This window comes from Gordonia namibiensis NBRC 108229 (assembly GCF_000298235.1).
Lineage (GTDB): Bacteria > Actinomycetota > Actinomycetes > Mycobacteriales > Mycobacteriaceae > Gordonia > Gordonia namibiensis.
This window is the reverse complement of record NZ_BAHE01000042.1, coordinates 1-12824: the sequence shown is the minus strand read 5'-3', so window position 1 is coordinate 12824 and position 12824 is coordinate 1. Positions and strand designations below refer to the sequence as shown.

Here is a 12824-nt window from a genome sequence, read left to right as displayed (position 1 = left end):
GAAACCAGCTCCGCAACGGGCTTATTCACCCGGCGGGGAGGAGTCCCGCTTCCACTTCTTGCGCGCCAGCTCCGGCAGCAACTCGAACTGCCCATTGATGAGCGCCAAGCGTTTTGCTCGCGACCAGCCGTGGAGATGTACTTCGGCGTCATATGCCTCCCCGACGTGCTCGAACTCCTGCTGATAGACGAGGCGTACTGGTCGGCGGGATCGGGTGTACACCGAACCCCGCCCGCTGTCATGTTGCTGAATCCGGTTGTCTAGGTTTCGTGTGCTTCCGACGTACAAACTGCCGTCGGAACATTCGAGAATGTAAAGGTACGCGCCCATGCAAGGACTATCGATCGAGATGGCTGAGCCCTCGGTCCGGAAACGCACAGCGCCGTGCCGGCATCTCAGTTTGTCCACAAGTGGTTTCGATACGGTCCTCGGCTAGCGCCTCGGACCTACTCAACCAGCGATGGGACGGCTAGCGCCTCGGTCCTACTCGGCCGCCGATGGGACGGCTTGCGCCTCGGTCCTACTCGGCCGGCGAGGGGACGGCTTGCGCCTCGATCCTTCTCAACCAGCGATGGGACGGCTTGCGCCTCGGTCCTACTCGGCCAGCGATGGGGTGGTGACTACTGGACCGAGAACGCGATGCTGTTCGACGCGCCGGAGACCAGGTCGGTGACGCGGATGGTGAAGTTGCCGCCGCCCTTGAAGAAGTAGGACTTCACCGCCGTGCAGTCCTGCGTCTTGTACAGCGCGGCTTCCTTGGGCACCTTGGGTCCGGCGAGGCGGACCTCCATGCGGCACTCGTTGCCGTCGACGATGGGGCCGGCGTCGATGATGGAGTTCCAGCGCACGCCGAGACGCGAGTTCTTGGGGAAGGTGCCCGGAGTGATCTCACGGGCGCCCTTCGGGTTGTAGACCCAGACGTTGATGGACTTCACGCCGTTGCGTGCGTCCGGGCGGCCGAGCTTGCCGTAGTGGGTGACCTTGTCGCCCGACGACCCGAATGCCGAACTTCCGGCGTCGAGGCTGCCGCTGGCGCTACCGAACAGATCGCCGACCGGATCGGCGGTCGCCGGAGCGATCGGGATCAGCATGGCGGCAGCAGCCAACAGACCGGCGATACCGGTGCGCTTCATCGAGTTCCCCCTTGTAACGATTTATAACGGAATGATTAAAGCATCGACTCGAATAGTGTGCTGTGGGCCACTTCACATTTCGGCCTCTGTGCGGTGCGCGGAATGTGCACTTGGCCACTGTCGGATCGGGTGGGTAATCGCCTGACCTGCGTCGACGAAGTTCTCGGCCTGGCTCGAAAATGTGAGTGACGCCTCCCGCGCGTATAGAGTCCGCAGGTTCGAACCCCCATTACAGAGGAGTCCGCGGTGCCGAGTTCCGCAAAGGACACCATCTCCCCGGCTGACCGCCAGTCCGTCCTGTTGACCCTGCGCTCGCCGAGTCGGCTGCGTACCGAGGCCCTCGCCGGACTCGTCGTCGCACTGGCCCTGATCCCCGAGGCGATCTCGTTCTCGATCATCGCCGGCGTGGACCCGCGCGTCGGCCTGTTCGCGTCGTTCACCATGGCGGTGACCATCGCAATCGTCGGCGGTCGTCCCGCGATGATCTCGGCGGCCACCGGCGCCGTCGCTCTGGTCGTCGCGCCTCTCGTCGAGAGCCACGGGCTGCAGTACCTGATCGCCGCGGTCCTGCTCGGCGGCATCTTCCAGGTGCTCCTCGGCGCGCTCGGCGTCGCGAAGTTGATGCGGTTCATCCCGCGCAGCGTGATGGTCGGTTTCGTCAACGCGCTGGCCATCCTCATCTTCTCTGCGCAGGTACCGCATCTTCTGGGCGTGCCGTGGCTGGTGTATCCGATGGTGGCCATCGGCATCGCGATCATCGTCCTGTTCCCGCGCCTGACGACCGTCGTGCCGGCGCCGTTGGTCGCCATCGTGCTGCTCACCGCGGTGACCCTCATCGCGAGCCTGAACGTGCCGAATGTCGGTGACGAGGGCGAACTCCCGGACAGCCTGCCGTCGTGGGTGCTCCCCGATGTGCCCTTCACCTGGGACACCTTGTCGGTCATCGCGCCGTATGCGCTGGCGATCGCCATCGTCGGCCTGCTCGAGTCGCTGATGACCGCCAAACTCGTCGACGACATCACCGACACCCACTCCGACAAGTCCCGCGAAGCCGTCGGGCAGGGTGTCGCCAACCTGGTCACCGGCTTCTTCGGCGGCATGGGCGGCTGCGCGATGATCGGTCAGACGATGATCAACGTCAAGGAATCCCGTGCGCGGACGAGGATTTCGACGTTCCTGGCCGGAGCGTTCCTGCTGATCCTCGTCGTGGGACTGGGCGACGTGGTCGCCAAGATCCCGATGGCCGCACTGGTCGCGGTGATGATCATGGTGTCGGTCGGCACCTTCGACTGGCATTCCATCAACCCGAAGACGTTGCGGCGCATGCCCCGGTCCGAGACCGCCGTGATGTTGGCGACGGTCGCGGTGACGGTCGCGACCTCGAATCTGGCGTACGGCGTCGTCGTCGGCGTGCTGACCGCGTCGGTGCTGTTCGCGCGTCGCGTCGCGCATATGACTGAGGTCGTGGAGGTCGCCGGGCCCGACACCGAGACCCGCGTCTACAAGGTCCGGGGAGAGCTGTTCTTCGCGTCGAGCAATGACCTCATCTACCAGTTCGACTACACCGCCGACGAGTCCAACGTCGTCATCGACATGAGTGACTCGCACGTATGGGATGCGTCGTCGGTCGCGACCCTCGACGCCATCACCACCAAGTACAAGGCCAAGGGCAAGGACGTCACGATCGTCGGGCTCGACGATGCCAGCGCCGAACGCCACGGCCGGTTGAGCGGGCATCTAGGCGGGGAGTAGCCCGACTTTCGCTCACTCGTTCCGTTCGCGCTCACTCGTCAAAGGTGAGCGCGAACGGAACCAGTGAGCGGTTTCTCGAACGTGCGTTCGATTCGGGTGTACGGTGGGTACATGTCCATCGGCATCCAGGGATCGTTGTTCGCCGAGGTGGCCGCGGAGCCGGCACTCGGCGACCTGTCGACCTCGATGACGCGGCGTCCGCTCACCGACGGCGCGTGGGTGGACCTGTGCCCGGGTTGGATCAGCGGTCCGGACGAGCTGTTCGATCGGCTTCGACGTGATGTGCCGTGGCGGGCCGAGCGGCGTCAGATGTACGACCGCGTCGTCGACGTCCCGCGGCTGGTCTCGATCTATCAGAAGGACGACCCGTTCCCGGACGGGTTGATCACCGAGATGCGGTCGTCGCTCTCGCGGTACTACCGCAACGAACTACCCGAGGGATTCGCGACCGCCGGGATCAGTCTCTACCGCGACGGTAACGACTCGGTGGCGTGGCACGGGGACCGCATCGGTCGGGCGTCGACGCACGACACCATGGTCGCGATCATCTCCCTCGGCGCCCCACGACCGCTGATGCTGCGGCCGCGGGGCGGCGGGAAGTCGCTGAAGTTCACCCTGTCGTCCGGTGACCTGCTGGTCATGGGTGGCAGCTGCCAGCGCACGTGGGAACACGCTGTCCCCAAGGTGCGCGGCGTCGGCGCCCGGATCAGCATTCAGCTGCGGCCGCCGGGGGTGTGGTGAGGTTTCGATACGGTCCTCGGCTGGCGCCTCGGACCTACTCAACCAGCAAGGAGGGGATGTAGAAGTTGTGGACGCCATACGCCCACAACTTCTACGAAATCCTCAGCCGGCGTTGGAGATCGGCGTGATCGGCAACCGCAGGGCGGCGAGTGCGTAATCAGGCACCGTCGGACGGACCGGCGGCACCGGGGCGATCGGCCGGTACGCCGACCCGAGCTCCGGACGCGGGTCGGCCTCACCGGCATTCGGCCACATGGCGAGTGCGCGTTCGGCCTGCGCGGTGATCGTCAGCGACGGGTTCACGCCCAGGTTCGCCGACACCGTCGAACCGTCGACGATGTGCAGGCCCGGGTGGTTGAACACGCGGTGGTACGGGTCCACGACGCCGTCGGCGGCGGACCGTCCGATCGAGCAACCGCCCAGGAAGTGCGCGGTCATCGGGATGTTGAGCCAGTCGACGATGGAACCGCCGGCGTCGCCGTCGATCTCGTCGGCCATCTTGCGGACGGCTTCGTGACCGACCGGAATCCAGGTCGGCGGGGGATCGCCGGCCCCCTGCTTGCTGCGCAGCATCGGACCGAAACGGCCACGGCGGGCAAACAATTCGAGGGAGTTGTCGGCGGTCTGCATCACCAGGGCGATGATCGTGCGCTCCGACCAGCGTCGAACCGAGAGTCCACGCAGCGTGACCAACGGATGCCGGATCATTTCCACCAGAGCTGCCAGCGGTCGCGGCAGACGACCGTCACCGTCGATGAGCATCGCCTGCAGCATCCCGATCAGGTTGCTGCCCTTGCCGTATCGCACCGGTTCGATGTGGGTGTGTTCGTTCGGGTGGAAGGACGACGTGATCGCCACACCCTCGGTGTAGTCGACCTTCAGGTCGGTGGCGGTTGCGGCGAGGACGGCCTCCGAGTTGGTGCGAACCACCTTGCCCAGGCGCGACGACAGGCCGGGCAGGCTGCCGCTCTGCTGCATGTCCAGCAGCAGCTTGTTGGTGCCGTACGTGCCGGCCGCGAACACCACGTGATCGGCGGTGAACGAGCGGCGGCCCCGACGCGACCAGCGTCGACCGGTTCGATGCGTCCCGACCGTGTACCCGCCCTCCGACAGCGGGCGGACGGTGTCGACGGTCGTCATCGGGATGACGTTCGCACCGGCCTGTTCGGCGAGATACAGATAGTTCTTGACCAGCGTGTTCTTCGCGCCGACCGGGCAACCGGTCATGCAGGCGCCGCAATCGGTACAGCCGGTGCGGGCGGGGCCGGCGCCGCCGAAGAACGGGTCCTCGACGGTCTTGCCCGGCTCGCCGAAGAAGACTCCGACGGGGGTGTGCACGAAGGTGTCGCCCGCGCCCATGTCCTCGGCGACCTTGCGCATGACGCGATCGGCCGGCGTGACCTTCGGGTAGGTGGTCACGCCGAGCATGCGCGACGCCTGGTCGTAGTAGGGGTCGAGTTCGGCGGCCCAGTCGGTGATCCGACCCCAGTGCGGGTCGTCGAAGAACGCAGGGAGCGGACGGTAGAGCGTGTTCGCGTAGTTGAGCGAGCCGCCGCCGACACCCGCGCCGGCCATGACCAGCACGTCGCGCAGCAGGTGCATGCGCTGCACGCCGAACATGCCCAGGGCCGGGGCCCACACGTAATCCTTGAGGCGCCAACTGGTCTTGGGCAGGTCGGCGTCGGCGAAACGACGGCCCGACTCGATGACCGCGACGCGATAACCCTTTTCGGTCAACCGGAGTGCGGCCACCGAGCCGCCGAAACCGGAACCGATGACGATGGCGTCGTAATGGTCGGCGTCGTTGCGACCAAGTCTTTTCACTGGGCGAGGGTCCTTTCGGAATCGGTGTCGGTGGCGGCGGCCTCGACGGTGTCGGTGACGGCCGGGATGGCGTCGTCGAAGCGGTGGTCGGCGGCCACGAAGGACGCCATCTGGCGGCGGAAGTCACTGGTGAACTTGGGCCACATGACCGAGTTGCGGCCGGTGGAGTCGAGGTACCAGCTCGAGCAGCCGCCCGAATTCCACACCGTGCGCATCAGTTCGGGGTCGAGCTCGGCGTTGTAGGCGTCCTGCGCGGCCTGGATGACCTCGAACGACGAGTGTCCGGAGCCGGTGACCTCGGCGATCGCTTTCGACATGTAGTACGCCTGCGGTTCGAGCATCAGCACGATCGAGCTGTGACCCAGGTTGGTGTTGGGGCCGTACAGGAAGAACAGATTCGGGAAGCCGTGGACCTCGACGCCGCGGTAGGCGCGCGGCGATCCCTGCCAGGCCTCGGCCAGGGTGCGTCCGTCGCGGCCGGTGACGGCCTTCGCGATGGGAGGCTGGGTGGGGGTGAACCCGGTGGCGAAGACGACGGTGTCGACCTCGTGCTCACGACCCTGATCGTCGACGGCGCCGTTCGCGGTGAGGCGGGTGATGGCGCCGGTCACGGTGGCGTTGTCGCGCTGCAGGGCGGGGAACCACTTGTTGGTCAACAGCATCCGCTTGCAGCCGATGGTGTATTCGGGAGTGAGGCGCTTGCGCAGTGCGCGGTCGCGGACCTGGATCCGGAGTTGCGCCAGGGCAAGGGTTTTCGCGATCGGCAGCAGCTTGGGGTTGCGGGCCATCATCAGCACGTAGGCCTCGCGGTAGGCCCACACCATCTTGCGGACCAGGCGGTGCACGCCGGGGACACGCTTGTAGAGGGCGCGTTCGGCCGGGCCGATGTTGCGGTCGAGGCGCGGCACGACCCAGGCGGGGGTGCGCTGGAAGACGGTGAGATGCCCGACGGTGTCGACGATCTCGGGCACGATCTGGATTGCCGACGCACCGGTGCCGACGATGGCGACCTTGCGTCCGCGCAGGTCGTGGGTGTGATCCCACTGGGCGGAGTGGAAGATCTTGCCGGTGAACTCGTCGGCGCCGGGGACGTCCGGCACGCCGGGTTCCGACAGTGCGCCGGGTGCGGCGACGAGGAAGCGGGTCCGGATCTGCCCCTGTGTCGTGTCGACGACCCACTCCTGCGCGGCACCGTCCCAACGGGCGGCGGTCAGGGCGCAGTTGTAGCGGATCTGATCGTCGTAGTCTGCGGCGACGGAACGCAGGTAGTTGTGGATCTCGTGGCGTCGACCGTAGGTGTGCGACCAGTCCGGGTTCGGCGCGAACGACAGCGAGTAGAGGGAGGTCGGGACGTCGCAGGCCGCGCCGGGGTAGTCGTTTTCGCGCCACACCCCGCCGGCGCCCTCGGCGCGCTCGATCGCCAGGGTCGTCAGACCGGGATGGTCCTTGCGCAGCCGGTGCAGTGCGGCGAGGCCGCCGAATCCGACGCCGACGACGAGAACGTCGACGTGTTCGGGCAGTGAACTTATGTCAGCCATGGTTCAACAGGTCCTTCCAGATGGGCAGAAGTCGGTCGATGTATTCGCGGTCGGCGTCGGGGGATCGCAGGATGCGCGACACCGCGAGGCCGCGTGCGAGTTCGATGGAGAGCTCGAGTTCGGCCGGGGTGTAGCGGTCGCCGAAGATCTCGGCGCACCCCACGGCCAGGGCGTCGGAGACCCGCTGTTCGAGCGGGATCAGCGCGGTGCGCAGCTCGACGTCGCAGCGTGCGGCCACCCAGAGTTCGAGCGCTGCGTCGAACAGCGGTCCGCTGAACGACTCGACGAGGACCTCGAGTCCCTCGTCGCCCGTCCGCGGGCGGGACAGGACTTCTTCGAGGCGACGGTCGACGAGGTGTCCGACGGCTGCAACGACCAGCGACTCCCGGGTGGGGAAGTGGTGCAGCAGCGCGCCGCGGGAGACCCCCGCACGCCGGTTGACCTCCTGGGTGGTGGTGGCCGCATAACCGACCTCGACCAGTGCTTCGACCGCGGCGTCGAGGACCCGGGTGCGGGTCGCCGCGGTGCGTTCGGCCTGGGTACGCCGGCGCGGGGTGCTGGTGGGCTCGGTCACAGTGGCGAGCGTAACACACAAACAGTCCGGACTGCTTGTAAGTGTTGGCGGGGCCCCTGTTGTGTAAACCCGCCGGGCCTGGAGGGGGTTGGAAACACGGAAAGGGTTGGGTTTGCGGACGCGGGGTAGGTTCGACGGCATGCGATTCGGACTCTTCATTCCCCAGGGCTGGCGGCTTGATCTCGTGGGTATCGACCCGGCGAACCAGTGGGAGGTGATGTCGTCGGTCGCGAACCGCGCCGAATCGGCCGGCTGGGACTCGGTCTGGGTCTACGACCACTTCCACACCGTTCCGCTGCCGACCGACGAGGCCACGCACGAGGCCTGGACGCTCGTCTCCGCACTCGCGGCGACGACGAGCCGCGTCGACATCGGCCAGATGTGCACCGCGATGAGCTACCGCAACCCGATGTACCTGGCAAAGGTCGCCGCTACCGCAGACCTCATCTCCGGCGGCCGTGTGCAGATGGGCATCGGAGGCGGCTGGTACGAACACGAATGGCGCGCCTACGGATACGGATTCCCCTCGGCCGGCGAGCGTCTCGCCCGGCTCGACGAGGGAGTACAGATCATGAAGCAGGCGTGGGAGACCGGCCGAGCCACCCTCGACGGCAAGCACTACACCGTCAACGACGCCATCTGTCAGCCGCAGCCGACCGCCGGGAAGCTGCCGCTGTGGATCGCCGGCGGCGGTGAGAAGAAGACACTGCGGATCGCGGCGCAATATGCCGACTACACCAACTTCGACGGCACGCCCGAGGGCTTCGCCCACAAATCATCGGTGCTGCAACAGCATTGCGCCGACCTCGGACGCGACTTCGAGGCGATTGTCCGGTCCGCGAACTACAACGTGATACTCGGCGAGACCGAGGCCGACGTGGAGCGCAAGCTCGACGACCTCGAATCTCGGCTCGCGAAGATCGTCGGACCCGACGCGGCGTCGGGCAGCATGGGCGCCTTCCGGGAGATGCCTGCGGTCGGGACGCCGGAGCAGGTCGCAGAGAACCTCCGCGGACTCGAAGACGCCGGAATGACCTACGGGATTTTCTACTTCCCGAACGTCGCTCATGACCGCGAGGATCTCGAGATGTTCGAGCAACACGTGGTGCCGGCACTGCGCTGATTGCACCTGCGGCAGTTGGTCCCGATATCCGGGACCAACTGCCGCAACGTGTTTGGGGTTCGGTTGGCCGGGAGCGTCGCTTTCCTTTCGATACGCTCGCAAGCTCGCTACTCAAGGAGCGGAGTCGTGTTCGCTAGCTCGCTACTCAAGGAGCGGAGTCGTGTTCGCAAGCTCGCTACTCAAGGAGCGGAGTCGTGCTCGCGAGCTCGCTACTCAAGGAGCGGAGTCGTGCTCGCAAGCTCGCTACTCAAGGAGCGGAGTCGTGCTCGCAAGCTCGCTACTCAAGGAGCGGAGTCGTGCTCGCGAGCTCGCTACTCAAGGAGCGGAGTCGTGTTCGCAAGCTCGCTACTCAAGGAGCGGTGGGGTGCGCTTGCGAGCTCGCTACTCAAGGAGCGGGGTGGTGCTTGCAAGCTCGCTAACGGGGTTACAGCTTGCGCAACCGCTCCGCGGCGTCGGCGATGACGTCGTCGCGTTTGGCGAAGGCGAAGCGGATGAGGTGGTGCCAGGGTTGGCGGTCGTCGGCGAACACGCTGACCGGGACCGCGGCGACGCCGATGCGTTCCGGGAGGGACCGGCAGAACTCGATGCCGTCGTCGACGCCGAGGGGGCGTGGGTCGGCGCAGACGAAATAGGTTGCCTCGCTGCGGTGTACGTCGAAACCGGCGTCGAGGAGGGCGGCGGTGATCATGTCGCGCTTGTTCTGCAGTGCGGCGGCCGATGCTCGGACCCAGCCGAGTTCGTTGTCGAGGGCGTGTGCGACGGCCGGCTGGAACGGGCCCGACCCGACGTAGGACATGTACTGCTTGGCGGTCTTGGTCGCGGCGATCAGTTCGGGCGGTCCGCTGATCCAGCCGACCTTCCAGCCAGTGCAGTTGAAGGTCTTGGCAGCGCTGGAGATCCGGAGCGTGCGCTCCTTCATGCCCGGCAGGGTCGCGATCGGGGTGTGGGTGCGGCCGTCGAACAGCAGGTGTTCATACACCTCGTCGGCGACCACGATCACGTCGAATTCGATGCAGAGTCGGGCGATCTCGGCGAGATCATCGTCGGAGAGCACGGTGCCGGTCGGGTTGTGCGGTGTGTTCAGCATGAACACCGCGGATTTCGGTCCGAACGCATCCGCGAGGCGTTCGCGGTCCAGGCGAAAACCATCGCCGTCGGGGATGAGCGGGACGACGCGTCGAACACCTCCGGCCATCGCTGCGGTGGCGGCGTAGGCGTCGTAGTAGGGCTCGATCATGATGATCTCGTCGCCCGGCTCGATGAGTCCGACGACGGCGCCGGCGATCGCCTCGGTGGCGCCGACGGTGACGAGCACCTCGCGGTCGGGGTCGTAGTCGAGGCCGTACTGCTCGCGCTGGTGACGTGCGACCGCATGCCGAAGCTCCGGGACGCCGATGCCGGGCGGGTACTGGTTGTGGCCGTCGGTGATGGCGCGGCGGGCGGCCTCGAGCATCGACTCCGGGCCGTCGGTGTCGGGGAAGCCCTGCCCCAGGTTGATGGCGCCGTGCTCGACGGCGAGGGCCGACATCTCGGCGAAGATCGTGGTCATGAACGGCCGCAAACGGGTTGCGGTCCTGCTCTCGAAGGACATGCGTCCAGGGTGGCACATCGCTCTCGGCGCAGAATTGGGACTCGTTCCGAGATGCCCGATAATTTCCGGGTTTCGCCACGTCGCTGCAGCGTACGATCCCTCGCATGGCAGCGCCGGCGATGGTTCACCAGCATGGTCGCGCGCGACGTGCGGTCATCGCGGCCGTGGCGTGTGCCGCGCTGTTCGTCCTGGGTGCGTGTTCCTCGGTCGACCGCGTGACCAACAACGTCTCCAAGCCGGACGATGTGGCGATCGGGCAATGTGTACAGGTCAGGTCGGCCGATGGCGACAAGTCGAATGTCGAGGCGACCAAGGCAGAGTGCGACGCCGACGGGATGACCTTCATCGCCTCCCAGGTCGTGCCCGGCGAATGCGGAGAGTACGAGAACTACCTGACCTTCCCGGACACCTCTGATCGGCTCTGCTTGATGCCGAACTTCGTGCAGGGCCAGTGCTACGAGATCCCGCAGTCGGCAGGTGGCTCGCTGGTCGACTTCAAGAACGTCGACTGCAACGCCGACGCGGGCGCCGAAGCCGCGATCTATCGCGTCGAGACGGACGGGGGCGGCTCCCTCGAATGCGCCGAAGGCCAGGTCAAGGCCACCTACGACAAGCCAGAGCCGCGCGTGTTCTGCCTGGCGTCGCTGTCCGGCGGCTGAACCCGTCGCCGCGCGGGTCAGGCCCACCCGGGGTGGCCCGGTCGAGTGACACCGGGACGCATTGTGGTCGCCGCGCACGGTCTGGAGGTGCAGACTTGGCGGACCTGCCCGAGAAGGATGAGGAGGGGCGATGCCGCGGAACCCCGGCGAGCATTTCGCCGGCTACACGATCATCCGACTCATCGGTCGGGGCGGAATGGGCGAGATCTATCTGGCCCGGCACCCACATCTGCCGCGCGACGAGGCGCTGAAGGTCCTTCCCGCGGAACTCAGCCGCGACCCGATGTACCGGCAACGCTTCGTCAAAGAGGCCGAACACGCGTCGAGCGTCGTGCACCCGGCGATCGTCACGATCTTCAACTCCGGTGAGTACGACGGTCATCTGTGGATCGCGATGGAGTACATCGACGGCATCGACGCCCTCAAACTGTTGCGCAAGACCCCGCAGGGCCTCGACCCCCGAACCGTCATCGCGATCGTCCGGTCCGTCGGCGCCGCCCTGGACCGCGCGCATGCGACCGGCCTGCTGCACCGCGACGTCAAACCCGCCAACATCCTGCTCCAGGGACTCGACGGCCCGGAACCGCGAGTGTTGCTCGCCGACTTCGGAATCGCGAAGTCCGAGCAGGACGTCAGCCACCTGACGTCGACGAACGTCTTCCTCGGCACCGTGGCCTACGCGGCCCCCGAGCAGCTACTCGGCGACGCGGTCGACGCCCGCGCCGACCAGTACGCCCTCGCCGCCACCGTCTTCGAACTCCTCACCGGGCGACCACCGTTCCAGGGCGCGAGCACCGCGTCGATCATCGCCCACCACCTGCAGTCGATGCCGCCGCGACTGTCGAGCCTGCGCCCCGGGATCTCGCCCGCCGCCGACGCGGTGTTCAACCGCGCGCTGGCCAAGGAGCCCGATCGTCGCTTCCCGTCATGCCGCGAGTTCGGCGTCGAACTCGAACGTGCACTGACCGAGCCGGGGCCGCGGGGCGCCCCCTATCAGCAGCCGGGGACCTACCAACCGCCGCGGGCATGGCAACCACCGCAGCCGCCGCATGGGGGTCGGCCGTCGTACGCGGCCTCGTCACCCGGGACACAGGGTCACCCGCCTGGGCAGCCCCCGCCGGGGACGTATCACGGTGAATACCAGGGCTATTCGTCCCAATCCGGCTTCCCGGCGCCGCCGCCCGAGAAGAACGGGTCAGGGGTGCTGATCGCGCTCGGTGCTGTGGCGCTGGTCCTCGTGCTCGCGATCGTGGCCGGCGTCGTCTACGTGGCGACCAAGGTGTCGTCGACGCCCGACGCTTCCGGGACGTCGACGACCGCGTCGGCGCCGGCGGTGACCACCCAGACCCGGAGTCCCGCGGCGCGCACGACCGATTCGACACCGCTGTCGGTGACGGGGCCCGACGACGTGCAGACCGGCGAGTGCGTCAACATCGCCATGCAGGCCGGGTCGTCGACGACGGTGCTGGCGTCGAAGGTGGACTGCGACTCGGCGGGCATGAACTTCTACACCGCGTCGATCATCCCCACCGCGACTCCCTGTGCCAGCGAACAGAATTCGACGCTGACCTTCCCGAGCAGCACCCGGAAGCTGTGCCTCACACCGAACTTCTACGAGGGACTCTGCTACCTGGTCCCGAAGGAGGACGGGTCGCTCGCCGACTACCGCGAGGTCCCGTGCACGAGCGCCCCCGCGTTGCGGACAGTGCTCGCGCAGGTGACCAGGAGAGGCGCGTCGACCGTCACCTGCGCCGGCGGCGAGGCCCGCTGGACGTTCCTCCAACCCGAGTCGATCGGGTACTGCCTGATGGAGGTGTGAGGGTCGCTGCCGGCCGAGTGCGCCGCCCGAGCGGAGTGAGGACGCCGTGTATCGAGGTCAGGCTGGTTTC

At 66.9% G+C, this 12824-nt stretch carries 11 protein-coding genes; 5 read left to right on the top strand and 6 right to left on the bottom strand.

Going from position 1 to position 12824, the window contains the following annotated elements:
• Window positions 1–21: 21 nt before the first annotated feature.
• Complete coding sequence (locus tag GONAM_RS22515) at window positions 22–330, bottom strand: GIY-YIG nuclease family protein (RefSeq protein WP_006868210.1); 309 nt, start codon at window positions 328–330, stop codon at window positions 22–24.
• Between the two features lie 290 nt (window positions 331–620).
• Window positions 621–1133: a hypothetical protein gene (locus GONAM_RS18095; RefSeq protein WP_006868209.1), complete on the bottom strand. Its 513-nt coding sequence runs from the start codon at window positions 1131–1133 to the stop codon at window positions 621–623.
• Between the two features lie 246 nt (window positions 1134–1379).
• On the opposite strand from GONAM_RS18095, the gene GONAM_RS18090 reads away from it, so the two are divergent.
• Window positions 1380–2885, top strand: coding sequence for a SulP family inorganic anion transporter (locus GONAM_RS18090; protein WP_006868208.1), 1506 nt, complete (start codon window positions 1380–1382; stop codon window positions 2883–2885).
• Between the two features lie 111 nt (window positions 2886–2996).
• Entirely contained in the window at window positions 2997–3626 is a 630-nt protein-coding gene (locus tag GONAM_RS18085) for an alpha-ketoglutarate-dependent dioxygenase AlkB (RefSeq protein WP_040536883.1), read from the top strand.
• 102 nt (window positions 3627–3728) lie between these two features.
• Here GONAM_RS18085 and GONAM_RS18080 read toward each other — a convergent pair whose 3' ends face one another.
• Genes GONAM_RS18080 through GONAM_RS18070 form a run of 3 tightly spaced genes read right to left on the bottom strand, consistent with a single transcriptional unit; the run spans window position 3729 to window position 7562 of the window.
• Window positions 3729–5450 carry a GMC oxidoreductase gene (locus GONAM_RS18080; protein ID WP_006868206.1) on the bottom strand — a complete coding sequence of 574 codons (1722 nt, stop codon included), beginning with the start codon at window positions 5448–5450 and terminating at the stop codon, window positions 3729–3731.
• Complete coding sequence (locus GONAM_RS18075; RefSeq protein WP_006868205.1) at window positions 5447–6988, bottom strand: flavin-containing monooxygenase; 1542 nt, start codon at window positions 6986–6988, stop codon at window positions 5447–5449. The genes GONAM_RS18080 and GONAM_RS18075 overlap by 4 nt, the downstream gene beginning before the upstream one ends.
• Window positions 6981–7562 carry a TetR/AcrR family transcriptional regulator gene (locus tag GONAM_RS18070; protein WP_006868204.1) on the bottom strand — a complete coding sequence of 194 codons (582 nt, stop codon included), beginning with the start codon at window positions 7560–7562 and terminating at the stop codon, window positions 6981–6983. The genes GONAM_RS18075 and GONAM_RS18070 overlap by 8 nt, the downstream gene beginning before the upstream one ends.
• 139 nt (window positions 7563–7701) lie before the next feature.
• Here GONAM_RS18070 and GONAM_RS18065 point away from each other — a divergent pair, with 139 nt between their 5' ends.
• Window positions 7702–8685 carry an LLM class F420-dependent oxidoreductase gene (locus GONAM_RS18065; RefSeq protein WP_006868203.1) on the top strand — a complete coding sequence of 328 codons (984 nt, stop codon included), beginning with the start codon at window positions 7702–7704 and terminating at the stop codon, window positions 8683–8685.
• Between the two features lie 424 nt (window positions 8686–9109).
• On the opposite strand, the gene GONAM_RS18060 is transcribed toward GONAM_RS18065, so the two are convergent.
• The gene (locus GONAM_RS18060) at window positions 9110–10276 is read right to left on the bottom strand and encodes a pyridoxal phosphate-dependent aminotransferase (protein ID WP_040536881.1); all 1167 of its coding nucleotides are present in this window, start codon (window positions 10274–10276) and stop codon (window positions 9110–9112) included.
• A 104-nt stretch (window positions 10277–10380) separates the two neighbouring features.
• Between GONAM_RS18060 and GONAM_RS18055 the strand changes: the two genes are divergently transcribed.
• Both GONAM_RS18055 and GONAM_RS18050 read left to right on the top strand, forming a co-directional pair.
• The gene (locus GONAM_RS18055) at window positions 10381–10935 is read left to right on the top strand and encodes a hypothetical protein (RefSeq protein WP_006868201.1); all 555 of its coding nucleotides are present in this window, start codon (window positions 10381–10383) and stop codon (window positions 10933–10935) included.
• Between the two features lie 130 nt (window positions 10936–11065).
• Window positions 11066–12754, top strand: a complete 1689-nt coding sequence (locus GONAM_RS18050; RefSeq protein WP_006868200.1) for a serine/threonine-protein kinase — start codon at window positions 11066–11068, stop codon at window positions 12752–12754.
• The last annotated feature ends 70 nt before the right edge of the window (window positions 12755–12824 follow it).

Coding starts and splice junctions, on each gene's coding strand:
- GONAM_RS18050 (WP_006868200.1), top strand. CDS start 11,066: ATGCCGCGGAACCCCGGCGAGCATTTCGCCGGCTACACGATCATCCGA.
- GONAM_RS18085 (WP_040536883.1), top strand. CDS start 2,997: ATGTCCATCGGCATCCAGGGATCGTTGTTCGCCGAGGTGGCCGCGGAG.
- GONAM_RS22515 (WP_006868210.1), bottom strand. CDS start 330: ATGGGCGCGTACCTTTACATTCTCGAATGTTCCGACGGCAGTTTGTAC.
- GONAM_RS18095 (WP_006868209.1), bottom strand. CDS start 1,133: ATGAAGCGCACCGGTATCGCCGGTCTGTTGGCTGCTGCCGCCATGCTG.
- GONAM_RS18060 (WP_040536881.1), bottom strand. CDS start 10,276: ATGTCCTTCGAGAGCAGGACCGCAACCCGTTTGCGGCCGTTCATGACC.
- GONAM_RS18075 (WP_006868205.1), bottom strand. CDS start 6,988: ATGGCTGACATAAGTTCACTGCCCGAACACGTCGACGTTCTCGTCGTC.
- GONAM_RS18065 (WP_006868203.1), top strand. CDS start 7,702: ATGCGATTCGGACTCTTCATTCCCCAGGGCTGGCGGCTTGATCTCGTG.
- GONAM_RS18055 (WP_006868201.1), top strand. CDS start 10,381: ATGGCAGCGCCGGCGATGGTTCACCAGCATGGTCGCGCGCGACGTGCG.